At 67.7% G+C, this 22,611-nt stretch carries 18 protein-coding genes; 5 read left to right on the forward strand and 13 right to left on the reverse strand.

The annotated features are described in order from the left end of the window. The first annotated feature begins 25 nt into the window (after positions 1-25). Positions 26-856 carry an inositol monophosphatase family protein gene (locus BLQ28_RS13300; RefSeq protein WP_093239874.1) on the forward strand — a complete coding sequence of 277 codons (831 nt, stop codon included), beginning with the start codon at positions 26-28 and terminating at the stop codon, positions 854-856. Between the two features lie 18 nt (positions 857-874). Here the strand turns inward: BLQ28_RS13300 and BLQ28_RS13305 are convergent, their stop codons facing one another. Together BLQ28_RS13305 and BLQ28_RS32970 are read right to left on the reverse strand one after the other, a co-directional pair. Beyond that, positions 875-3,703, reverse strand: a complete 2,829-nt coding sequence (locus tag BLQ28_RS13305) for an ATP-binding protein (RefSeq protein ID WP_176801105.1) — start codon at positions 3,701-3,703, stop codon at positions 875-877. Positions 3,704-3,755: 52 nt separating this feature from the next. Continuing rightward, positions 3,756-4,175: a nuclear transport factor 2 family protein gene (locus BLQ28_RS32970; protein WP_176801106.1), complete on the reverse strand. Its 420-nt coding sequence runs from the start codon at positions 4,173-4,175 to the stop codon at positions 3,756-3,758. A gap of 229 nt (positions 4,176-4,404) precedes the next feature. On the opposite strand from BLQ28_RS32970, the gene BLQ28_RS13315 reads away from it, so the two are divergent. Together BLQ28_RS13315 and BLQ28_RS13320 are read left to right on the forward strand one after the other, a co-directional pair. Beyond that, the gene (locus BLQ28_RS13315; RefSeq protein ID WP_093241618.1) at positions 4,405-5,196 is read left to right on the forward strand and encodes an alpha/beta hydrolase; all 792 of its coding nucleotides are present in this window, start codon (positions 4,405-4,407) and stop codon (positions 5,194-5,196) included. Between the two features lie 144 nt (positions 5,197-5,340). Then, positions 5,341-6,072, forward strand: a complete 732-nt coding sequence (locus BLQ28_RS13320; protein WP_093239879.1) for a response regulator transcription factor — start codon at positions 5,341-5,343, stop codon at positions 6,070-6,072. Positions 6,073-6,224: 152 nt separating this feature from the next. Here the strand turns inward: BLQ28_RS13320 and BLQ28_RS13325 are convergent, their stop codons facing one another. Further along, entirely contained in the window at positions 6,225-7,007 is a 783-nt protein-coding gene (locus BLQ28_RS13325; RefSeq protein WP_093239882.1) for an AraC family transcriptional regulator, read from the reverse strand. 99 nt (positions 7,008-7,106) lie between these two features. On the opposite strand from BLQ28_RS13325, the gene BLQ28_RS13330 reads away from it, so the two are divergent. Beyond that, the gene (locus tag BLQ28_RS13330; protein WP_093239884.1) at positions 7,107-7,931 is read left to right on the forward strand and encodes an SDR family NAD(P)-dependent oxidoreductase; all 825 of its coding nucleotides are present in this window, start codon (positions 7,107-7,109) and stop codon (positions 7,929-7,931) included. A 33-nt stretch (positions 7,932-7,964) separates the two neighbouring features. Here BLQ28_RS13330 and fusA read toward each other — a convergent pair whose 3' ends face one another. The 9 genes from fusA to deoC all read right to left on the reverse strand — a co-directional run bounded on the left by fusA (position 7,965) and on the right by deoC (position 19,988). Further along, positions 7,965-10,025: an elongation factor G gene (gene fusA, locus BLQ28_RS13335; protein ID WP_093239887.1), complete on the reverse strand. Its 2,061-nt coding sequence runs from the start codon at positions 10,023-10,025 to the stop codon at positions 7,965-7,967. A gap of 197 nt (positions 10,026-10,222) precedes the next feature. Next, positions 10,223-11,266, reverse strand: a complete 1,044-nt coding sequence (locus BLQ28_RS13340) for an ABC transporter permease (RefSeq protein ID WP_093239889.1) — start codon at positions 11,264-11,266, stop codon at positions 10,223-10,225. Next, positions 11,263-12,852: a sugar ABC transporter ATP-binding protein gene (locus BLQ28_RS13345; RefSeq protein ID WP_176801107.1), complete on the reverse strand. Its 1,590-nt coding sequence runs from the start codon at positions 12,850-12,852 to the stop codon at positions 11,263-11,265. Before BLQ28_RS13345 ends, BLQ28_RS13340 begins: the two co-directional genes overlap by 4 nt. 11 nt (positions 12,853-12,863) lie before the next feature. Then, positions 12,864-13,868: a substrate-binding domain-containing protein gene (locus BLQ28_RS13350; RefSeq protein ID WP_093239894.1), complete on the reverse strand. Its 1,005-nt coding sequence runs from the start codon at positions 13,866-13,868 to the stop codon at positions 12,864-12,866. Between the two features lie 12 nt (positions 13,869-13,880). Then, positions 13,881-14,933, reverse strand: a complete 1,053-nt coding sequence (locus tag BLQ28_RS13355) for an ABC transporter permease (protein ID WP_176801108.1) — start codon at positions 14,931-14,933, stop codon at positions 13,881-13,883. 19 nt (positions 14,934-14,952) lie between these two features. After that, positions 14,953-15,909, reverse strand: coding sequence for a ribokinase (locus tag BLQ28_RS13360; protein ID WP_093239899.1), 957 nt, complete (start codon positions 15,907-15,909; stop codon positions 14,953-14,955). A gap of 4 nt (positions 15,910-15,913) precedes the next feature. Further along, entirely contained in the window at positions 15,914-16,366 is a 453-nt protein-coding gene (locus BLQ28_RS13365; protein WP_093239902.1) for an RbsD/FucU family protein, read from the reverse strand. 114 nt (positions 16,367-16,480) lie between these two features. Beyond that, a complete protein-coding gene (locus tag BLQ28_RS13370) occupies positions 16,481-18,904 on the reverse strand; it encodes an aldehyde dehydrogenase family protein (protein WP_093239904.1) in 2,424 nt (807 codons plus the stop codon). Between the two features lie 4 nt (positions 18,905-18,908). After that, a complete protein-coding gene (gene deoC, locus BLQ28_RS13375) occupies positions 18,909-19,988 on the reverse strand; it encodes a deoxyribose-phosphate aldolase (RefSeq protein ID WP_218121931.1) in 1,080 nt (359 codons plus the stop codon). A gap of 214 nt (positions 19,989-20,202) precedes the next feature. On the opposite strand from deoC, the gene BLQ28_RS13380 reads away from it, so the two are divergent. Continuing rightward, complete coding sequence (locus tag BLQ28_RS13380; RefSeq protein WP_093239907.1) at positions 20,203-20,991, forward strand: DeoR/GlpR family DNA-binding transcription regulator; 789 nt, start codon at positions 20,203-20,205, stop codon at positions 20,989-20,991. A 67-nt stretch (positions 20,992-21,058) separates the two neighbouring features. On the opposite strand, the gene BLQ28_RS13385 is transcribed toward BLQ28_RS13380, so the two are convergent. Beyond that, on the reverse strand, positions 21,059-22,606 hold the full coding sequence (locus tag BLQ28_RS13385) for an amidase (protein WP_093239910.1): 1,548 nt from the start codon (positions 22,604-22,606) through the stop codon (positions 21,059-21,061). Positions 22,607-22,611 lie beyond the last annotated feature (5 nt).

Genomic DNA, 22,611 nt, shown 5'->3' on the forward strand with positions numbered 1-22,611 from the left:
GTTTCGTTCTACGGAAAAAACTCGTATGAAAACGCTCACCCTGCAAGACGCCGCGAACCTCGGAAAGATCCTGGCCGACGTGGCTCGCGCCGAGATCATGCCGCGCTTCACTGGCGTGATGGCCAACGACACGAGGGAAAAGTCTTCCAGCTTCGACGTGGTCACGGATGCCGACGAAGCGGCCGAACGCGAAATCTCGCGCCGGTTGCTCGAACTCTTTCCGGGTGCGCTCGTTATCGGTGAAGAAGCGGCCGGCCGCGACCCCGGCCTGCTGTCGCGCATTGCAACCGCCGAGCTCGCGTTCATCGTCGACCCCATCGACGGAACGAAGAACTTCTCTTCCGGCGTGCCCCTGTTCGGCACGATGCTCGCGGTCACGGTGCGCGGCGAGATCGTCATGGGCATCATCCACGACCCCGTCTGCAACGACACCTCGTTCGCGGTACGTGGCAGCGGCGCCTGGCGGCAAGGGGAGGGCACGATCGCTACCGAGATCAAGGTCGCGCCCTCCGTGCCGGTCGACCGGATGCACATGGTGGCAGGCACGAACTTCATTCCGGCGCCGCTGCGCGCGACGGTGATCCGGAATCTGCCGAAGGTCGCCATGAACTTCTGGATGCGCTGCGCCGCGCACGAGTACAGGATGGCGGCCGCGGGCCACTGCCACGCGCTGCTCTACTACAAGCTGATGCCCTGGGACCACGCCGCAGGCTGGCTGATCCACAAGGAGGCGGGCGGCTACAGCGCGCATTTCGACGGCTCGCCCTACACGCCGGACCATCTCAGCGGAGGCTTGATCTGCGCGCCCGATCAGGCGTCCTGGAACTTGCTGAGAGACGCTCTTTTTTCGGAGTGATCCGGGCCGTCCCGCATCTCAGCCCAGAAGGCTTCGCGCGAGAACCAGGTCAGGCGATGACTCATCGCCGGCCGCGATGACGTGCGGACGAAGCAATGCATCGACTTCATCGAGGCGGCCCATATCGATCAGCAACCGTGCCAGCGCGACCGCCGCGCGCACCTGCATGGGCTTCACGCCTTGCGACCGCGCCAGCGCGATGGCCGAGAGATAGCTTTCCCGGGCCTCGTCGCGACGGCCCGACACCGACAGCGCGTGCCCACGGGTTGTCAGCAGGTCGGGCATGCGCAGATGGTCGCCGCCCGTCTCGATGCGTTGCGCGATCTCGTCGCACAAGGCAAGGCTTGCATCGTGCAGCGACAGGTCGGACAAGCCTCTGGCCATGAAGGTCAGGAAGACGGTGCTGACCATTTCGTAACGGCTGGTCCGCAGCGTTTCGACCGCGCGCCGAATGAGGCCCACACCCTCGGCCGATCGTCCCTCGGCCACCAGGATCTGCCCGCGCGTCGCGCTCGCGATGCTCAGGTACGGCGTCAGCGAATGCTGCCGGGCCACGCTCTCGACCGTCTCGACGATCTCCTTGATCTTCCGGACGTTGCCCTGGTAGACATGCACGGAGCCGGCCCAGATCAGCGCGATGCAATAGGTGACCACGTGGCCCGCGTCGCGTGCCTTGGCGATCGTCTCTTCCGCCACCGCGACGGCCTCGGCGTAGTGCCCCGTGAGCCACAGGCTGCGCGCCACGCCGCACATTGCACGGATGTGATAGTCGAAGCCCAGCCTGGAGGTCGTGTCCGTCGACGAGCCCGCGCCATAGGCGGTGACCCGTTGCCAATGGCCCATGGCTTCATGCACGTGGCCGACCAGATGGAGCGCGACACCCATCAGCGAATCGACGATGGCGTGGCACTCCGGGTCGTGCAGCGCGGGCAACAGTGCCTGGGCCTTGCGCGCGGTTGCGAGCGCTTCGGTAAACCGCCCCTCCCGGTGCAGGAGGAGGGCGTGGCCGTTGAGCAGGTGGAGCGTCGCGAGAGGGTCTCCGAGTTCTTCGGACACCTGGATGCCGCGGCGAAAAGCGCTGTCGGCTTCGTCGCCGTCGCCGCCGACGAACATGAGCGACTGTCCCAGTGCACCGCGCAAGCGGACCTCGGCATGGGAGCCGACGAACTCCGAAGGCGGCCGGGCCAGCGCGGCCTGGGCCCAGCGCGCGCATTCCTTCAGCATCGACAGCTGAAGCAGCAGGGGGCAGAACGAGGCGGCAAGCTCGACCGCCGCCGCTGAAGGCGCTTCATCGCGAAAGTGAAGCGCCATCGCGGCGCTCAAGTTCGGCAGCTCCAGCCGAACCTGTTCCAGCGCATCCTTGGGCAAGGGCCGGGCCGCATGCTGCTTGGCCCAGTCGCCGTAGAACTGCGAGAAGCGATCGAGCAGCATCTGGGCTTCGCCTTGCTCCTCGAGCCGCTTCCCGCCATAGGACTTCGTCGTGTCCAGCAAGCCATAGCGCAACGTGGCTCCACCGGCATCGACATTGACGAGCGACTTCGAGACGAGTCCGGCCAACAGCTCGATGCCCTCCGATGGCTCGACGTCGAAGCAGCAGACCCCCAGCGCCGCATCGAGAAGGAAGGTTCCGGCAAACACCGAGAGCCGGCGCAGCAGGCGCTTTTCGCCTTCGGTCAGCAGATGGAAGCTCCAGTCGAGCGTGGCGCCGAGCGTCTGGTGGCGCGGCACGGCCGTTCGCCGTCCGTGCCATCGGAGCCTGGCGCTCGCATCGAAATGCGACGTGACGGCCTGCAGGCCGAGCGCCTCGATGCGGCCCGCGGCCAGTTCGATGGCCAGGGCGATGCCGTCCAGTTCGCGGCACAACTGCGAGGCCAGCAACGCATCGCTGTCCTTCAGTTCGAAGCCCGACCCGCTGGCGGCAGCACGCTCGACGAACAACCGCACCGCCGGATAGGCCAGCGCCGCCGCAGCGCTGGCACCCTCGCCCGGAGGAGGAAAGGCCAACGGCGGCAGCCGGTAGACGAACTCTCCCTCGACACGCAGCGCCTCGCGGCTGGTGGCAAGAACGTGCACCTGGGGGCAATGGCGCAGCAAGCCCTCGGCCAGTTCAGCGGCCGCCGAAATGACGTGTTCGCAACAGTCCAGCACGATCAACGCCTTGCGTTCGGCCAGATGAGCGGCAATGGCGGAAAGCTCGTCCATGCCGTTCTGCAGACCCACCGCATGGGCCACGGCGGATTGGATCGAGCCCAATGCGGAGACCTGGGCGAGATCCACGAAGTGGACGTCGTGCTCAAAGCGTTCCGCCACGGCCTGGATCGATGCGATGGCAACTGTCGTCTTGCCGATGCCGCCGGCACCGACCACCGAAACCAGCCGCCGCTGCAGCAGGTTGGCGACGATGGCCTCGATGTCGCCCTCTCGCCCCACGATCACCGAGCCGAGCGACGGCAACGCCTTGCCGGGGTGAGGCAGGGCCTGCGTGCGGGCCTCGGCCGCGGTCGTGCGTCGCTCCACGCCAGCGACGAAGGTGTAGCCCTTGTTGGCCGTGTTCACGATGTAGCGCGTGCCCGCAACGCCATCGCCGAGCGCCTTGCGCACCGCATGCATGTGAAAGCGCAGGCTGCCTTCGTCCACCACCACGTCGCGCCACACGCGCGCGAGCAGGTCTTTCTTGCTGACGACGCTGCCTGCGTTCTCCACCAGCACCACCAGCAGGTCGAGGGCACGGCCGCCAAGCCTTACCGGTACGCCATCGCGCTGCAGGAGGCGTTCATCGGGCGAAAGAAAGAAAGGGCCGAAGGTGGCTTGCCACCTGGCGGCGGGCGGTGCGGCAGGGTGATTCACGATCAACGCGCGTCAGCCCCGGACCGGGCGCCGGACTCCACGATGGGCTGGCTCATGGGGCCTTTCGGATGTCCGCGTCTTCGTCATCGTCGTCGCGGACCATGAGCAACTGGAGGCGAACGATTCTTGCATCCTTGATGGTGAAGTAGATGTCCACGATGACCGGCTGCGGCATGCCGGTTGCCACGAAGTCTCCGCGCAGCTCGGCCGTGACGATGGCGACATCGTAATGCTCGCGTACGCCGACCGCCTTGATGTTGACCCGCTCGCCGATGATCTCGCGCTCGAGCCATTCGCAGATCGAGTGGATACCCCAGAAGTTGCGCAGCTGGTCGTTCACCTGGGCATCGGGCGCGAACAGGCCGAGCACGGCGCGCAGGTCGCCGTCGTTCACGGCGGCGATGAAGTCGGCAACGACGCTGTCTGTGCCCGGAGAAAGATCCGCGTCGCCGGAGTCTGAAGGGTTGTCCATGGTTCGATCCAAAAGGCCTTCGCGCCATCTTGCGCGATGGCGGGACAACGGCGCGTTAGATCTTGTTAGGTGAACGCAGGCCGCGATGTTGGCGCCGGCCCGGCGACCACCTCCAAGGAGGTAGCCGCGAAGAGAGGCGAAACCCCGGCGCCGGACGCCGACGATGCCTGCAGGTCCGATCCACCGACAACCGGCGGCGGGCCCAGTTTCCTCAACTTTGGAGTTCATCATGACATTCAAGATCCGTGCATTGCTTGCCCCTCTGTTCGCCGCGCCCCTGGTCGTCGGCATCGTGGCTTCCAGCCCGGCCGCGAACGCCGCGACCGATCGCATCAACAACGTGGTGCTGGTTCACGGCGGCTTCGTGGACGGGGGAGGCTGGGAGCCCGTCTACAAGCTGCTGAAGGCCAAGGGCTACAACGTCAGCATCGTCCAGAACCCGACGATCTCGTTCGCCGGCGACGTGGCGGCCACGAAGGCCGTGCTCGCGGCGCAGGACGGTCCCGTCGTGCTGGTCGGGCACTCGTATGGCGGCGCGGTGATCACTGAAGCCGGCAACGACCCCAAGGTTTCGCGCCTGGTCTACATCGCCGCGTTCGCCCCGGACAAGGGCGAGTCGGTGAAGACGCTGACCTCCAATCCGGCGCCCGGTGCCCCCGTGCCGCCGATCCTGCCGCCGGTCGATGGCTTCCTGATGCTCGACAAGGCGAAGTTCGCCAGCTCGTTCGCCGGCGATTTGCCGGCCGCACGCGCCGCGTTCCTTGCCAACGCGCAGGTGCCGTGGGGCCTGGAAGCCCTGGGCGGCGAGAACACCGCGCCGGCATGGAAGACCAAGCCCAGCTGGTACCTGGTGTCGAAGGACGACAAGATGATCCCGCCGCCCGTTCAGCGCATCATGTCCAAGCGCGCCGGCGCCACGGTGGTCGAGTCGCCCGGCAGCCACGCCATCTACGAGTCGAAGCCCTCCGCCGTGGCATCGATCATCGAGAAGGCGGCAATGGCCTCGCCGCAGCAGCAGTAAGGCAAGGGGCAGGGCCTGTGTGCCCGGCCTCCCGGGGTTTGCCTCGGGAGGCCCGACACCAACAACATCTAACTGGACCGCCGGGCCCGACGCGCCGAGCATCTCTTCCGGATCGGTGACTTCGCCGGTCGAGAAGGAGATGCCATGTGGAATCGAACTTCGGAACCGGTGAACGTTCTGGTCTGGCTGGCCGAGCCGCTGTTGCGGGCCGGCGTGCGCACGGCACTCTTCGGGGCCGGGCTTGCGTGGATGGTCGAATGCCTGCCCTCGGCAACGGACCGGGGCATTCACGTGGTCGTGACCGACTGGTCTTCGGGATTGCGACTGGCGCAGCGCGGCGCGGAGCCTGAACTCCCATCGCTGAAAGCGCACTCGAAGATCCTCGTGATCGCTTCCCGGGCACGCGAGTACGCCTCGGCCTCGGCGCTGCGTGCCGGCATCGACGGGCTGGTGCTGTCCAGCTGCACGCCCGACGAACTGGTTCTGGCGGTCCAGTCGCTGGCGCAGGGCGCCACCTATGTCTGCCCCGAGCTCGCACACCGCATGGCAACGGTCTTCGTGGGAGAACAGCTCACCGCGCGCGAAGACCAGGTCCTGCGGCTCCTGGCGCGCGGCCAGTGCAACAAGACCATCGCCCGTCAACTGGACATTGCGGTCGGTACCGTGAAAACGCACGTCAAGGGTGTTCTTGCCAAGCTCGGTGCTTCGTCGCGGACGGAAGCGGCCAGCATCGCGGCGGAAAAAGGCATGGTGGACATTCCCGAATTCCGCAGCCGGCGCGCCACGTGGCAGCCGGTCGTCGCCGCGGCAACGGCGGGCGGCCATGGCTACCGGCCTGAACGGTTGGCGGCGCTGGACGTGCTTCCAGCGGGATGAAGACGGCGAGGGCGGCTTGTCTCTGCTTGCCATGCAGGCATCGTAGGCAAGCCTTCCTATATTCTGAAATACCTTTTTCTCTCAGTTTTCCATATGCTGTGGATATGGATGTGCAGGAGCCTCGGCATGCTGCGATGCAATGAAGATCCTGCTCACGCGTTGCGCATGTACCGCGTCGGCGTCACGCCGAAGGTGCGCTTGAACAGCGCAATGAACGCGCTGATGTTGCAGTAGCCCAGTTCAAGCGCAACGGTGGTGACGGACTGCCCTTCGGCCAGAAGCTCCAGCCCACGCAGCAGGCGCGCGCGCTGGCGCCACGCGCCGAGGCTGTACCCGGTCTCCATCGGAAAGCGGCGATTGAGCGTGCGCGGCGAGATGTTCGCCACCGAGGCCCAGGCGTCCAACGAGCGTTCGTCCGCGGGCTGCGCCAGGAGCCCTTGCGCAATCCGTACCAGCGGCGCACTGGTGGGCATCGGCAGGCTGAGCGCCTCGACCGGCAACGACCTGACCTCGTTCACCACGACGAGTTCGAGCAGGTTCCGCATCGCTTCGCTCGGCTCGCCGTCGAGGCCTTCCAGGCGCCGCACGGTTTCGCGCAGCAGGGCCGAGATGCGAAGCGTGGCGGGTTGCGCGGGCAGGCCTTCGCACGCATCGGGTCGAAGGTAGGCGCTCCAGGCGTCCGCCTGGCCATGCACGCTGGCCCAGTGCGCTTGTCCGGGCGGTATCCAGACCGCGTGGACCTTGGGCACCAGCCACTTGCCGAACTCCGTGCCCAGCGTCAGAAGGCCCCGCCAAACACCCAGGAGCTGCCCGCGCGCGTGGCTGTGGGCCTCCACCAGCGAGCTCCCTTCGACGCACTGGGAAACGACGACCGCCAACGGTCCGGTCGCACCGTCTTTCGGGCTCTCAAGGTCGAGATGGGGCAAGGAAGGCATGGCGCAAATGAGCTAATGGTTGGCACGAACAGCATAGTGATGCCAGCCTCGAAAACCTAGCATCGGCCCGTACTTCAGAGCAGAAAGGGCATCGATCTCATGGCATTCAAAGTCTGGTTCATCACAGGCACCTCCCGCGGACTTGGCCGCGTATGGGCGCAGGCAGCGCTGGCGCGCGGCGACAAGGTCGTGGCGACGGCTCGCTCCGTCGAGTCGCTCGCGCCGCTCGTGGCGCGGTACGGCGACGCGGTCCTGCCGCTGACGCTCGACGTCGCGGATCGCGATGCGGTCTTCGCGGCAATCGACACGGCAATGGCCCATTTCGGCCGGTTGGACGTGGTTGTCAGCAACGCCGGCTATGCCTTGTTTGGCACCATCGAGGAAAGCAGCGAACCGCAGGCGCGCGCGCAGTTCGACACCAACCTGTTCGGCACGCTCTGGGTCATCCAGGCGGCACTGCCGCACCTGCGGGCACAGGGCAGGGGGCACGTCCTCGTGACATCGAGCGTGGCGGGTGTCATCACCTTTCCCACGGCGGGCGTCTACAACGCGACCAAGTGGGCGGTCGAAGGGCTGACGGAAACGCTGGCGTCGGAAGTCGGCGCCTTCGGCATCAAGGTGACGCTCGTCGAGCCCGGGGGCTACGACACGGATTGGCGTGGCGACTCCGCGATCAGCGCCGAGCCGCTGCCTGCCTATGAAGAACTGCGCCAGAAGATCAAGGCGATGAGCGCCAACCGGGTCTTGGGCCATCCGGCCGCGACGGCATCGGCGATCCTTGCCGTCGTCGATGCCGAAGCGCCGCCGCTGCGGCTCTTTCTCGGCAAGGCGGGTTTGCCCGCCGCGAAGCAGGCCTATGCGCAACGCATGTCGACATGGGAAGCCTGGTCGGCCATCTCCGAGGAAGCGCAAGGCGCGGCGTGAGCGCCTTGCCTGGCGCCGCGCCGCATTTCTTTTTCAGTCGTCTTCGTGCACCCGGTACTGGTCCATCAGCGTTCGCTGGACAGTCGGCGGCACAGCTTCGTAGTGCGACAACGCGATGGTGTAGCGGCCCTGGCCGCTGGTCATCGCGTTGAGCCGCGACTGGTAGTTGGCCAGCTCGGCCTCGGGCACCTGCCCGCCGACAGCCACGGTGCCGCCGCCCGCGGCCGACGTTCCGGTGACCAGGCCGCGTCGTGACGACAGGTCGCTCACGACGTCGCCGACGGAATGCTCGGGCACGGCAATCTCGATCTGGACGATCGGCTCGAGCACGACCGGCTTGGCCTCGCGGATTGCGGCCATGAAGGCCTTGCGGCCGGCGGTCGCGAAGGCGATGTCCTTGCTGTCGACGCTGTGGTGCTTGCCGTCGTGCACCACCACGCGCACATCGACCACGGGGTAGCCCGCAATCGCGCCGCACGCCAGCACTTCGCGCACGCCTTTCTCGACGGCGGGGATGAACTGGCCCGGAATGGCGCCGCCCCTGACTTCGTCGCCGAACTGGAAGCCCGCACCGCGCGCCATCGGCTCGATGCGCAGGAAGACTTCGCCGAACTGGCCGGCACCGCCGGTCTGCTTCTTGTGGCGGTGATGGCCCGCGGCTGGCGCGGTCACGGTCTCGCGGTAGGCGATGTGCGGCGCCCGCGTCTGGACTTCGAAGCGGTACACCTCGCGCAGGCGCTCGAGCACGATGCGCAGGTGGAGCTCGCCGAGCCCGTAGAGCACCGTCTCGTTGGTCGCGGCCACATGCTCGATGCGCAGGCACGGGTCTTCGGCCGTGAGCTTGCCGAGGATCTCCCAGGCGCGCTGCTCGTCGCCACGGCGCTTGGGCTCCACGGCCAGGCCGTACACCGGCACCGGGAACGCCAGCGGCGCGAGATGGACATGGCTGTCTTCGGCCGCATCGTGCAGCACGGCGTCGAAATGGATCTCGTCGACCTTGGCCACCGCCACGATGTCGCCCGGCACCGCGTGCGACACCTCGACGTGGTCCTTGCCCTGCAGCATGAACAGGTGCCCCACCTTGAAAGGCTTGCGGCCGTCGCCGATGTAGAGCTGGCTGTCGCGCGTGACCGTGCCCTGGTGCACGCGGAAGATGCCCATCTTGCCGACATAGGGGTCGATGGTGACCTTGAACACATGCGCCAGCACGTGCAGCGACGGGTCGGGCCTGGCCTCCATGGGCTTGGCCTCGGCACCTTCGCCAATGATGAAGTCCGGTGGGTTGGCCTCGGTGGGGTTGGGCAGCAGCTTGACGATCACGTCCAGCAACTCGGCCACGCCGGCGCCGCTGCGCGACGAGACGAAGCACACCGGGATCAGGTGGCCTTCGCGCAGTGCCTGCTCGAGAGGCGCGTGCAGCTCGGCCGGGTTCACGTCGCCTTCTTCGAGGTAGCGGTCGACGAAGGCCGCGTCGACCTCGACCACTTGCTCCACCAGCGCGCGGTGCGCCGCTTCGACAGGGCCGAAGTCGGACTGCCCGAAGCGGTTGAAGAAGCAGTCGATCACCTGCTTGCCAACCCCGTCGGGCAGGTTCAGCGGCAGGCATTCGCGGCCGAAGGTCGCCTGGATGTCGGCCAGAAGGCCCGCCAGCGAGACGCCCTGCGAGTCGATCTTGTTGACGATGATCATGCGGGTGAGGTGGCGCGAGGCCGCGTACTCCATCATGCGCACCGCCATCGGCTCGATGCCGGTCGCGGCATTGATGACCACCGCCGCCGTCTCGACCGCCTCCAAGGCCGGCAGGCTCTGGCCGAGAAAGTCGGGGCCGCCAGGCGTGTCGATGAAGTGGATGCGGGTGCCGGCGTGCGTGAGGTGCATCACCGATGCGTTGAGCGAGTGCTGCATGCGTCGCTCGAGCGGGTCGTGGTCGCTGACGGTGCTGCCGCGCTCGATGCTGCCGCAAGCTTTGATGGCACCCGCCTTGAACAACAAGGCCTCGGCGAGGGAGCTTTTGCCGGCGGCCGCTGCGCCAACGAGCGCCAGCGTTCGCACTGCTTCCATTTCGGCCGCGAGGCCGTTCGATCGGCTTGGCATGGCTGGACTCCTTTGCGCGTCCGGAAGGCCAGCCCGGTGGCCTGCTAGGGCTTGGGCGCGGCGCGTGGACGTCGAGCCAGCGTACGGGATTGACCGTGCCGATGCAAGTCGATGGCCGGCGCGTGGGTCCGTTCCCCTTTGAACGGGCCGGCCAGATAGGGCCGGCTTTTCGCCGCGCTTGCGCGCTGCAGCAGCCCTCAGCCCTGCTTGCGCATCGCGAAGCAGGCCCCGGCCACGAGGATGAAGGCCCCGATGATGACTTTCTGCCAGGTGCTCGGCACGCCCGCCAGGATGAGCACGTTGTTGATGAGCGTGACCAGCACCACGCCGAGCAGCGTGCCGCCCACGGTGCCACTGCCGCCGGTGATGCGCGCGCCGCCGAGGATCACGGCGGCGATCACGTCCAGCTCGTTGCCCACCAGGTCGAAAGGGTTGGCCAGCCGCGTGCTCGACACATGCACGATGCCCGCAAGGCCCGACAGGAAGCCCGCGTACGCGAACACGAAGATGTGAACGGTGCGCAGGTTGTAGCCCAGCCGCTCCGCAATCGCCAGGCTGCCGCCGATGGCGTACACCGCGCGGCCGATCAGCGTGCGGTTCAGCAGCCACCAGGTGAGAAGCGCAGCCCCCACCAGCACCAGCACGGTGGCCGGCAGCACCGCATGCAGGCCCTGCGGCGTGTCGAAGCGCCAGAGTGCGAGCTTGCCGAAGGCATCCATCGGCAGCGGCACGTTCATGAAGAACACGGTGCCCACAAAGGTCAGCAGGATGCCGCGGTACAGGTACTGCGTGCCGATGGTCACGATCAGCGAGGGCGCCTTGAGCCAATGCACCAGCAGGCCGTTGAGCACGCCGAGCAGCGCGCCGCTGGCCGCGCCCGCCACCAGCAGCAGCGCGATGGGTGCTTCCGGAAAGTAGTTCAGCACGAGCTTGGTGATGCTGTACATCGTGAGCGCGGCAATCGCCGCGAACGACACGTCGATGCCGCCCGCGGCCAGCACGATCAGCACGCCGAGCGCGAACAGGCCCAGCACCGTGCAGGCGCGCACGATGTCGAACAGCACCGGCAGCTGGAAGAAGCTCGGGTTGATCGCGCCCACCACCAGGCTCACCAGCACGATCAGCGCCAGTGTGAAGACCGAGGGGCGTTGCGCGAGCCATTGGCGCCAGGACGTGCGCGCCCTGGGTTCGGGCGTTGCGGGCACAGCGGTGGTGTGCGCTTGCATGGTGGAAGCCGTCATGAGAATGCGGGAGAGGGGGTATCGGAAACCAGCGCGCGGTACAGCTCGCTTTCGGGCAGCCCTTGCGCGTCGAAGTCGTGGGCGATGCGGCCCTTGCGCATCAGCAGGATGCGGTCGCAGTTCTGCAGCAGTTCCTGCAGGTCATCGCTGACCAGGATCACGCCCAGCCCTTGTTCGGCCAGCCGCTGCACGATGCGGTAGATGGTGTCCTTGGAGCCGACGTCCACGCCCACGGTCGGGCCATGCAGGATCAGCACACGCGGATCGATGGCGAGCCAGCGCCCGATCAGCACGCGCTGCTGGTTGCCGCCCGAGAGCGACTGCACGGGGCGGTCCACATCGGGCGTGGCGATCTGCAGGTCGGCCACCGTGCGTTCGGCCAGCGCCTGGCACTGGCGCGCATCGAGCGCGCCGAAGCGGCCGCGCAGGCGGTTGAGCACCGCCGTGACGATGTTGTCGCGGATCGGCTTGTCGAGAAAAAGGCCCTCGCTGAGCCGGTCTTCGGGCACATAGCCGATGCCCTGGCGAATGCCGTCGACGGGTGTCTTCAGCACGATCTCTTTTCCGGCGAGCGCGATGCGGCCCCGGTCTGCGGCCTGCACGCCCGCGAGCGCCATCGCCAGTTCGTTGCGGCCCGAGTCGAGCAGCCCGGTGATGCCCAGGATCTCGCCCTTGTGCAGCGTGAAGCCGACGTCGCTGAACTGCGCGCCGCGGCCCAGCGCCTCGACCTTCAGCAACGCGTCGCCGTCGTGCGAGCGGTGGCGGTAGCGTGCGCCATCGAGCTGCTTGCCGGTCATCCAGTGCGCGAGTTCGGCCTTGGTGAAGTCCTTGATCGGCCCCTGCGCGACCTTGGTGCCGTCGCGGAACACGATGGCCTGGCCGCCCATGGCCATGCACTCGTCGAGCTTGTGGCTCACGAACAGCACCGCCACGTCTTGCGCGCGCAGTGCCTCGACCACGTGCACGAGGTTGTCCACTTCCTTCTGCGTGAGCGAGGTGGTGGGCTCGTCCATGATGACCATGCGCGCCCGCGTGGCCACGGCGCGTGCGATCGCCACCAGCTGGCGCGTGGCAATCGGCAGCTCGTCGACGCGGCGCGCCAGGAAGGCGGCGTCGGTCGGCAGCTTCACCGTCTGCAGCGCGCGCACGGCCGTGGCCGCCACCGCCTTGCGGTCGAAGCGCCGTGCCAGCTTGCCGCTGGTGCTCACCAGCTGCTCGCTGAGCGCGACGTTCTCGGCCACGCTCATGTTCGGCAGCAAGGACAGGTCCTGGTAGACCGTCTCGATGCCGAGCGTGAGCGCCTGCAGCGGCGACAGCGCATCGTGCGGCTTGCCGTCGATCACGATGCGGCCCTGGCTCGGCGGCTGCGCACCCGAGATGATCTTGATCAGCGTGCTCTTGCCGCAGCCGTTCTCGCCGAGCAGGTGGTAGATCTCGCCGGCCTCGATCGTGAGGTCGATGCCGCGCAGCGCATGCACGCCCGCAAAGCGCTTGTGCACGTCCTGCACTTCAAGAAAGACGCGGCGCCCCGCCGGCGCGGCCGGGGCGTGCGAGGCGCGTGGGGAGGGCGCTGCTGCAAGGGTCATGATTCGCAGGCTCAGAAGGCGTACTTCTTGTAGTTCTGCTTGTCGACCTCGACCCAGGCCTGGCCCGTGACGATGATGCCGACGCCCGGGCCCTTCTTGACCGAGACCTTGTTGTAGCCCGGCACGCCCATGTCGGCGCCGTCGGTGATGGTCTTGCCGTCGATCAGCATCTTGGCCGCCTTGTTCATGACGAGGCCGGCGTCCTTCGGGTCCCAGAAGGCGATGCCGCCCACCGCGCCCGATTCGAGGAACTTGGCCGCCTCGCTCGGCAGGCCCGTGCCGAACACGCAGACCTTGCCTTGCAGGCCAGCTTCTTCCACGGCGCGGCCGATGCCCAGCACGTCGAGCGACGACGAGCCCTGGAAGCCCTTCAGGTCGGGGTGCTTGCGCAGCATTTCCTTGGCCTTGCCGTAGGCCTTCTCGGCGTCGTTGAGCGATTCGTTCTTGGCATCGACCAGCTGCATCTTGGGGTACTTCTTGGCATTCGACGCGCCGCCGTCGGCCCACTGCACCTGCGACTGGCTACCCAGCGAGCCGACCAGCGAGGTCCACTTGCCCTGCTGGCCCATGCAGGCCGCCAGGCGTTCGTTGATGCGCGCGCCGTAGGCCGTGTTGTCGAAGGCCTCGATGTCGACCATGGTGTTCTTCTGGTTGTCGGCCTCGTGCGTCACGACCTTGATGCCGCGCTCCATCGCGCGCTTGAGCACGGGCTCGAGCGTGGGCGGGTCCATCGAGACCACGGCGATGGCGTCGACCTTCTTGGCCACCAGGTCTTCGACCAGCCGTTGCTGCTGCGCGGCGTCCGACTGGGCCGGGCCGATCTGGCGCGTGGCCACGCCCGGCGTGTTGGCGCCGAACTCCTTCACGCCCACTTCCATGCGGTTGAACCAGCTGATGCCCGTGATCTTGACCACGGTGACGATGTCTTGCGGCTTGCCTTGCGCGTGCAGTGCCGAGGCAAAGGCCACGGTGGTCAGTGCGAGTGCGGTGCAGGCGATCTTTGTTTTCTTCAGCATCTCTTTTGTCTCCTAGCCCTCGAGGTTTCTTTGCGTCGCGCCAGGAGGGGGCTGATGCGGCGGTGCGCTGGTGCGCGCAGTGGAAAGAAAGGCACGCAGGTCCTGCAGGCCGAAGCGCCCGTAGGCCAGGAAGAACAGCAGCAACAGGCCCCAGGCGCAGTCGCGGAAGAAGTTGGAGATTTCCAGCAGGTTGAAGGTGCTCGACAGCAGCTGCAGCGCCACCGCCGAGAAGAACAGGCACACCATGCGCCCGTAGCCGCCTTGCGGCCGCACACCCGCCATCACCGTGATGAGGATGGCGATCAGCAGGTAGGAGTTGCCGTAGTCCGACTTCACGCTGGCAGTGCGCGCGGCGATGATCACGCCGGCCACGGCCGCGAGGAAGCCGCACAGCGCATAGGTGGCGATCAGCATGCGGGCCTGCGAGATGCCGGCGTAGCGCGCTGCCTTGGCGTTGGTGCCGAGCAGGAACAGTCGGATGCCGAAGGGGCTCTGCCGCAGCAGCCAGCCGACGGCCAGCAGCAGGGCAAGGAAGATCACGAACGGAATCGGTACGCCCAGCACCATCTCGTTGCCGATGGCCGAGAGCGCTTCGGCATCGCCCACGCGCAGGCTCGAACCACCCGTGAGCACTACGGCCAGGCCGGTGTAGAGCAGTTGCGTGCCCAGCGTGCAGAGGATGGGCGTGAGGCCCGCCTTGGCGATCAGCACGCCGTTCAGCAGCCCGCCCGCCAAACCCACCGCCAGCGCAACGGCGGCGAACCAGCCGGTGTAGAGCCACGGCGACACATCGGGTGCGGCCAGTTGCGGCGCGAGCGTGGCGGCCACCACGCCCGCCAGGTTGGCCAGCGCCACGCCCGACAGGTCGATGCCGCCGTTGCCCGAGATCATCGACAGCGCCACGCCCATGGCCAGCAGGCCGAGCTCGGGCAGCTGGCCGCCCATGGACTGGAAGTTGTAGACGTCGAGAAAGTCTCCTTTGGAGAGCACCGTCGCCACCACGAGGATGAGCACGTTGATGCCAACCAGGAAGTTGAGTTCGCGGTCTGAAAACTTGAGCTTCATGGGCAGGGTCCTGGTCCTGTCAGACGGCTTGGGCTAGGGCTTGGCCCAGCAGCGCATCGACCTCGGCGCGGGTGGGCATCGAGGGCGCCGTGCCGGCACGTGTCACCGAGATGGCGGCCACCGCCGCACCGAAGCGTGCCGCCTCGCGGGCGGTAGCGCCTTCGGCCAGCGCGGTTGCAAAACCGCCGTTGAAGGCGTCGCCGGCGCCGGCGGTTTCTTTCACCGCGCCGGCGTGGAACACCGGAATGTGCTCGGAGCCGCTGGCGCTGTGCAGCAGGGCGCCCTTGTCGCCGAGCGTGATGAGCGCGCAGCCCACGCCCTTTGAAAGGAAGAAGTCGCCCGCGCGGCGCGCGTCCTCGATGGTTTCGACGGGCATGCCGCTCAGTGCGGCGGCTTCGTGCTCGTTGGGCGTGATGTAGTCGCACAGCGCATAGAGCGCGTCGTCGAAGGGCAGGGCGGGCGCGGGGTTGAACACCGTCACCGTGCCGGCCTCGCGTGCGATCTCCAGCCCGCGGCGCGCGGCGGCGGCCGGTTGTTCGAGCTGTGTGACGAACACGCGCGCGCCGCGGATCGCATCGGCTGCCGCATCGACGTCGGCGGCATCGATCAGCGTCGCGGCGCCCGGCACCACGATGATGGCGTTGTCGCCGGTGACTTCATGCACGTAGATGAATGCTGCACCGGTCGGCTGCGCCGCCACTTGCGGCGCACGCGGCGTGATGCCTTCGCGCGACCACAGTGCGAGGGCGTCATTGCCGAAGGCGTCCTGCCCCAGCTTCGAGATGAACGTGACGACGGCGCCCGCGCGCGCGGCGGCCACGGCCTGGTTCGACCCTTTGCCACCCGGGCCCATCGCGAAGCCCGAGCCGGCGATGGTCTGGCCCACGCCCGGAAGGCTGGACGCGCGGAATGCAAGGTCGGCGACGAAGATGCCGAGCACGGCCACGCCGTGCTGCCTGGAAGTGACGACGCTCATGGGGTCAGGCCTGCGGCGCAAGCACGCCCTTTTTGAAGATGAAGCAGCCGTAGAAGCGGCGCTCGCCGGTGGCGATCACGCAGTAGGCGCGGCGCGCGGCTTCGTAGAAGGCGAAGCGTTCGATGGAGCCCAGCGGGCGCACGCGCCCCTCGGCCGCGTCGATCTCGCGCTGCATCTCCTGCTGCACCGGTGGGATCTCGTGCGGCTGGCCCATGATTTCCATGCGGCGTGCCGGGTCGTCCACCGCCTCGTCGAGCGGCAGCACCGACAGGATGGCGCGCGCCGCCTCGGTGGTGCCCACGCCGTCGATGCGCAGCAGCCGGCCCAGCGTGGTCTGGCGCGCCACCGAGTCGGCCGGAAAGTTGGCATCGCACAGCACCAGTTCGTCGCCGTGGCCCATGGCACGCAAGGCGTACAGCACGTCGGCGTTGAGCAGTGGATGGATGGACTTCAGCATGTTGTCTCCTGCAAATGGAACTGTTCTTGTGGTCGCAATTCTTAGTTAAGGAAAACGTTTGCGCAAACGTTTGCTATTCGGGGGTTTCCCTTGGTTTCGGTGTGCACGCCACGTTCATTCGCCATAGGGAATCCAGATGTTCTTGATCTGCGTGGCATGCCGCAGGAACAGCGGGCCCTCGGCGGCCGCGCCGTCGTGCCAGTCCGTGGCCAGGCCATGGTCGACCAGCGTGCGCTTGAGGTTGCCGATCGACAGCCGCTCGGCGGTGCGCGACAGTTCCTTCGCGCCGAAGACCCAGAGCGCATCGACGTCGTCGTGCTCGGCCAGCGTCTGCGCAAGGCCCGCGGCAGGGCCGGTCACGAGGTTGACCACGCCGGCCGGCAGGTCGGAGGTTTCGAGCACCTGATAGAAGTCGGTCGCGACCAGCGCGTGCTTTTCGCCCGGCACGATCACCGTGCGGTTACCCATGGCGAGCAGCGGTGCGAGCAGGCTCACGAAGGACAGCAGCGGCGCCTCGTCGGGGCACACCACGCCGACCACGCCGATGGCTTCGACAGTGGCCAGCGCCACGCCGCGCAACGGCGGCACGTGCACCGTGCCTTCGTACTTGTCGGCCCATGCGCCGTAGGCGAAGAGGCGGCTCACCGAGGCATCGACCTCCGCGTGCGCGGCGCGTGCGGCCACGCCGGTCAGGCTGGCGATGCGCGCGGCGAATTCATCGGCGCGTGCCGAGAGGTTTTCAGCGAGGTAGTACAGAGCCTGCGCGCGGCGGTGCGGTGTGGCAGTCGACCAGCTTGCGGCGGCGCGCGCAGCGGCCACGGCATTGCGGATGTCCTTGCGATTGCCGCTGCCCACCTCGCCGAGCCGTTGGCCGGTGGAAGAGAACACGGGGTACGACAACTCTCCGTCGGGGCGCACCTGCTTGCCGCCGATGAACAGCTTGGCCGTGCGGTCGATGACCGGGAGCCCGGCAGCGGCCGGTGCCTTGTCTGCCTCGTTCGCGGCTTGAAGCGACGCAGTTGCCGAACGCGGCTTGCGCTCAGCCCATGCACGCGGCTTCAGGTATTCGTAGCAGCCCTCGCGTCCGCCTTCGCGGCCATAGCCCGATTCGCGATAGCCGCCGAAGCCCACGCCCGCGTCGAACAGGTTGGTGGCGTTGACCCACACCACGCCGGCCTGCAGCTGCGGCGCGATGCCCAAGGCAAGGCCGATGGTCTCGCTCCACACGCTAGCCGCGAGCCCGTAGCGCGTGTTGTTGGCCAGTGCCACGGCTTCGTCGGGCGTGCGGAAGGTCATGGTCACCAGCACCGGCCCGAAGATTTCTTCGGTCGCCACGGTGGAGGCGGGGTGCACACCCGTCAGCAGCGTGGGCGGAAAGAAGCTGCCGCCCGCGGGCAACGCGCCCGGCGGCTGGTAGCAGGCTGCGCCTTCGCGCACGCCGGTGGCCACCAGCGAACGCACGCGTTCGAGTTGCGAAGGGTCGATCAGGCTGCCGATGTCGATCGCCTTGTCCAACGGCGGGCCCACGCGCAGGCTCTGCATGCGGCGCTTGAGGCGTTCGATGAAGTCGGCCGCAATGCCTTCCTGCAGCAGCAGCCGCGAGCCGGCGCAGCACACCTGGCCCTGGTTGAACCAGATGGCATCGACCACGCCTTCGACAGCGGCATCGATGTCGGCGTCGTCGAACACGATGAAGGGCGACTTGCCGCCCAGCTCCAGCGTGAGCGACTTGCCCGAGCCCGCGGTGGCCTCGCGGATCAGTCGGCCCACGTCGGTCGAGCCGGTGAAGGCGATCTTGTCGACGCCTTCATGCGCGACCAGCGCCGCGCCCGTGGCGCCGTCGCCTGTCACCACGTTCAGCACACCGGCGGGCAGGCCGGCCTGCGCTGCCAGCTCGGCGAAGAGCAGCGCGCTCAGCGGCGTGAACTCGGCCGGCTTGAGCACCACCGTGTTGCCCAGCGCCAGCGCGGGCGCGATCTTCCAGGCCAGCATGAGCAGCGGGAAGTTCCAGGGAATGATCTGGCCGATCACGCCCAGCGGCACCTGGTCGGCGAACTCGCGCTCCTGCAGCTGCGCCCAGCCAGCGTGGTGATAGAAGTGGCGCGCCACCAGCGGCACGTCGAGGTCGCGGGTCTCGCGGATCGGCTTGCCGTTGTCCAGCGCCTCGACCACCGCGAGCAGGCGTGCATGGCGCTGCACCATGCGCGCCAGGGCGTACAGATGCCGTGCGCGGCCATGGCCGCCGAGTGCCAGCCAGCCGGGCTGCGCGGCGCGTGCCGCGGCAACGGCCGCGTCCACATCCTGCGCGGAGCCTTGTGCAATGCCGGCGAGGCGCTGGCCCGTGGCCGGCTCGGCCGTGTCGAACCGCGGGCCGGCCGATGCAGCGGTGAAGCGCCCGTTGATAAAGTGGCCGAAGCCCTCGGCATGGCGCGCGAGCCATTGGCGGGCGTCGGTGTCGCTCTCTGGCGCGGGGCCGTAGTCCATGGTGTCGAAATAGCGTGCGACGCTGCTGCTGTTGTTGTTCTGGCTGCTGCTCATCGGGTCATCCGATCGGGTGGCGGTGAAAGGCCGAGTAGCGGCCCGTGACGTGGTGCTCCAGTTGGCGTTCGATGTCGGCCAGCAGCGTGGAGGCACCGATGCGGAACAGGTCGGGCTCGAGCCAGGCGCGGCCCAGCTCTTCCTTCATGAGCACCTGGTAGTCGAGCGCGGTCTTGGCGGTGGACACGCCGCCTGCCGGCTTGTAGCCCACGCGAAAACCCGTGCGGGCTTCGTACGCGCGGATCATGCGCAGCATCACCAGCGTGACCAGCGGCGTGGCGTTCACGCCTTCCTTGCCGGTGGAGGTCTTGATGAAATCGGCACCGGCCATCATGCAGACCATCGAGGCCTTGGCCACGTTGCGCAGCGTCTTCAGTTCGCCGGTCGCAAGGATGGCTTTCACATGCGCATCGCCCGCGGCCAGGCGAAAGTCGCGCATCTCGTCGTACAGCTTTTGCCACTGCCCGGTGAGCACGTGTTCGCGCGTGATGACGATGTCGATCTCGGCCGCGCCATCGCGCACCGAGGCTTCGATCTCCTTGAGCTTGAGCTCACGCGGAATCAGCCCGGCCGGAAAGCCCGTCGACACCGCCGCCACCGGAATGCCGGTGCCCGCGAGCGCATCGACGGCCGTGGCCACGAAGCGGTGATAGACGCAGACCGCGCCGGTGTGCAGCGCGCGGTCTGCAAAGCCCAGCGCGGCCAGCAGGTCGGGGCGCACCGGCGTCACGGCCTTGGCGCAGAGCCTGCGCACGCGCTCGGCCGTGTCGTCGCCGTTGAGCGTGGTCAGGTCGATGCAGCTGATGGCCTTGAGCAGCCAGCCGGCCTGCGCATCTTTCTTGACCGAGCGGCGGCCGGGCAGCGTGGCCACGCGGCGCTCGGCCGCCGAGAGATTGACGCGGAGGTTGTCGAACCAGCCGGAGTCGAAGGGTTGCGCGGTGTTGCGTGCGATGGGGTGCGGCTTGGTGTCGGGCGCCGTCGCGGCGGCGCTGGCGACAGCAGCCGGGGGCGATGCAGGCGCGGCGGACGGGACGGGGCGCGAACGCACTGCGCCGCTGGCGCGAACGAGGGAAGTGGAGGTCATGGAGTGAAGGGCGCCAGGGCGCGCAAGCGCCGCGTGAGCGGCAGGCAGGCAAGGGGCATGTCTCTTTGTCTCCGGTCGTTGTGCATACCGTCGTGCAGGGCCGGCGGCGTCTTGGCTTGAATGTTATTTCAATAACATTTAACTGCGCAAGATGTTTTTGAAATAACATTTTCGATGCCCGATACTCGAGCTTGTGGACCAGAGGAACCAGAACATGCGAAAGACCGCCGGCGCCGAGGCCCGGGCCTTGCGCCTTGCAAAGATGCAGGAGCTCGTCGAAGCGGGCGGGCCGTTGCCGATCAAGCAGGCCGCCCAGCGGCTGGACGTGACGGAAATGACGATCCGCCGCGACCTGTCGGCCGCCGATTCACCGCTCGCGGCCCTCGGCGGCTACGTGCTTGCGACCACGCTGCCGGGCGCCGACAGGTACTCGCTCGACGAGGCCAGCGACCAGCATGCGGCGCACAAGCGCGTGGCCTGCGAACGCGCCGCAACGTGGGTGCAGGCGCACGACAGCCTGTTCATCGATTGCGGCACCACCATGGTCCATTTCGCGGAGGCCTTGCCGCCCGACATGCCGCTGAGCGTGGTGTGTTACTCCACGAACATCGCATCGATCCTGAGCCGCCGGCCGAACACGCAGCTGATGCTGCTGGGCGGGCTGTACCACGCGTCGTCGGCCACCTTCTTTTCCGACGAGGGGCTGCAATATCTCAACCGATTGGGCGTGAACAAGGCCTTCATTTCAGCCGGCGGGCTGGACCTGGAGCGGGGCGTGAGCTGCTCCAACTTTCACGAGGTGCCGGTGAAGCAGGCGGCGATCCGCAGCGCGTCGCAGAGCTTTCTGATCGTCGATGAAAGCAAGCTCAATCGCCTGCGGCCCGCCTTCTTCAGCCCACTCGATGCGTTTGCGCGCATCGTGGTGGGCGGGGCGCCTGCGCCGGGTTTGCGCAAGCAGTTCAAGGATTTGCCGATCGAGTTTGCGCGACCCTCGAACGCCTGAATCGCGTTGGATCAGCGGGCCGTGCACAGCCGCGCATGGCCCCGCGCAACGGCGCAGCGAGAGGGCGTCAGACGACCGGTGCGGCCGCACCGTCGGTAGGCACGCTGGCACATCGATCATCGGGCGGCGCGGTCACGATCGAATCGAGTGCGGGCTCGGCCTTGCGCAGGCGCGCGAGATCAGGGCGCGGCCGACGCAGCCGTGCATCGGGTGCGAAGGCCTGCTCCATCGCCTGCGCGGCCGACAGCAGCGCAAGGTCACCACGAAAACGCCCCACGGCCTGCAAGCCGAACGGCATGCCAGCCTCGTCGGTCCCGCAGGGCAGGGTGATCGCAGGGTGCGTGGTCAGCGTCACCACGTAGGTCAGGGCGAGCCAGCGGTAGTAGTTCTCCTGCTGCCGGCCGTCGACCTGCGCCGCATGCGGCTGCGTCCAGGGAAAGGGCGACACCGGCGTCGTGGGCGACAGCACGAGGTCGTAGTTCTCGAACACTTTCTGGAAGCGCTGGAGGATGCGCGTCTGCTCCGCCTGTGCCCAGGCCACGTCCTGCAGGCTCATGCGCGCGCCCATCTCATAGTTGCTGCGCGGGTTCGGCCCAAGGCTCTCGGGTGCGCGTTCGTAGGCTTCGCGCATGCTGGCGACGAAGGCCTCCGCGCGCAGCACGTCGAAGCAGCGGTGCACATCGCCCAGGTCGAAGTCCGCCTCGTCGCAGGCCGCGAAGAGCCCGCGCATGGCGCCCATGCGATCGCGCATCGTGCGGCGGATCGAAGGGTCGACGTCGCAGTGTCCGAAGTCCGTGGTCCAGGCCACGCGAAGGCGCGACAGATCCTGCGGCTCCGGCCGAAGAAAGGCGGCCGCGTCCAGCGGATAGCTCAAGGGGTCGCCCGGATGCGGGCCCGCCGTGGCCGCGAGCTGGAGGCACGCGTCGGCCACGTCCCGCCCCATCGGGCCGACCACCGAGATCGGCGACCAGCCCAAGGTTCTGCGCACGCTGGGCACGATGCCCGGCGAAGGCCGCAGGCCCACCACGCCGCACTTGGCAGCCGGGATGCGCAGCGAGCCGCCGGTGTCGGAGCCGGTGCACAGCGGCAGCATGTCCAGCGCGAGTGCCGCGGCCGAACCGCCCGATGAGCCGCCGGCATTGAGGTTGGGGTTGAAGGGGTTGCCCGTGGCACCCCATACCGGATTGCGGCTGTTGGCACCCGCGCCCATCTCGGGCACGTTGGTCTTGCCCACCACGATCGCGCCGGCCGCGCGCAGTCGGCGCACCAGTTCGATGTCTTTCGACGGCACGTGGTTGCGCAGGGTGGGCGTGCCCATGGTGGACAGCAACCCGGCCGTCGGCTCAAGGTCTTTCACGCCCAATGGCAGGCCATGCAGCAGGCCGAGCGGCTCGCCGCGCATCACGGCCTGTTCGGCGGCGCGGGCCTCGGTGTGGGCGCGCTCGTAGCACGTGGCGGTCACGGCGTTGACGAAGGGGTTGAGCTGCTCGATGCGCGCGATGCATGCCTCGAGCAGTTCGACCGGTGAAAGGGCGCGCGTGCCAATCAACCGCCGCAGCTCGACTGCGGAGAGCTCGACAAGCCCGGAGGAAGAGGAAGAAGAGAAATGGGTCATGGGTT

It is taken from the genome of Variovorax sp. EL159 (assembly GCF_900100965.1).
GTDB lineage: Bacteria > Pseudomonadota > Gammaproteobacteria > Burkholderiales > Burkholderiaceae_C > Variovorax.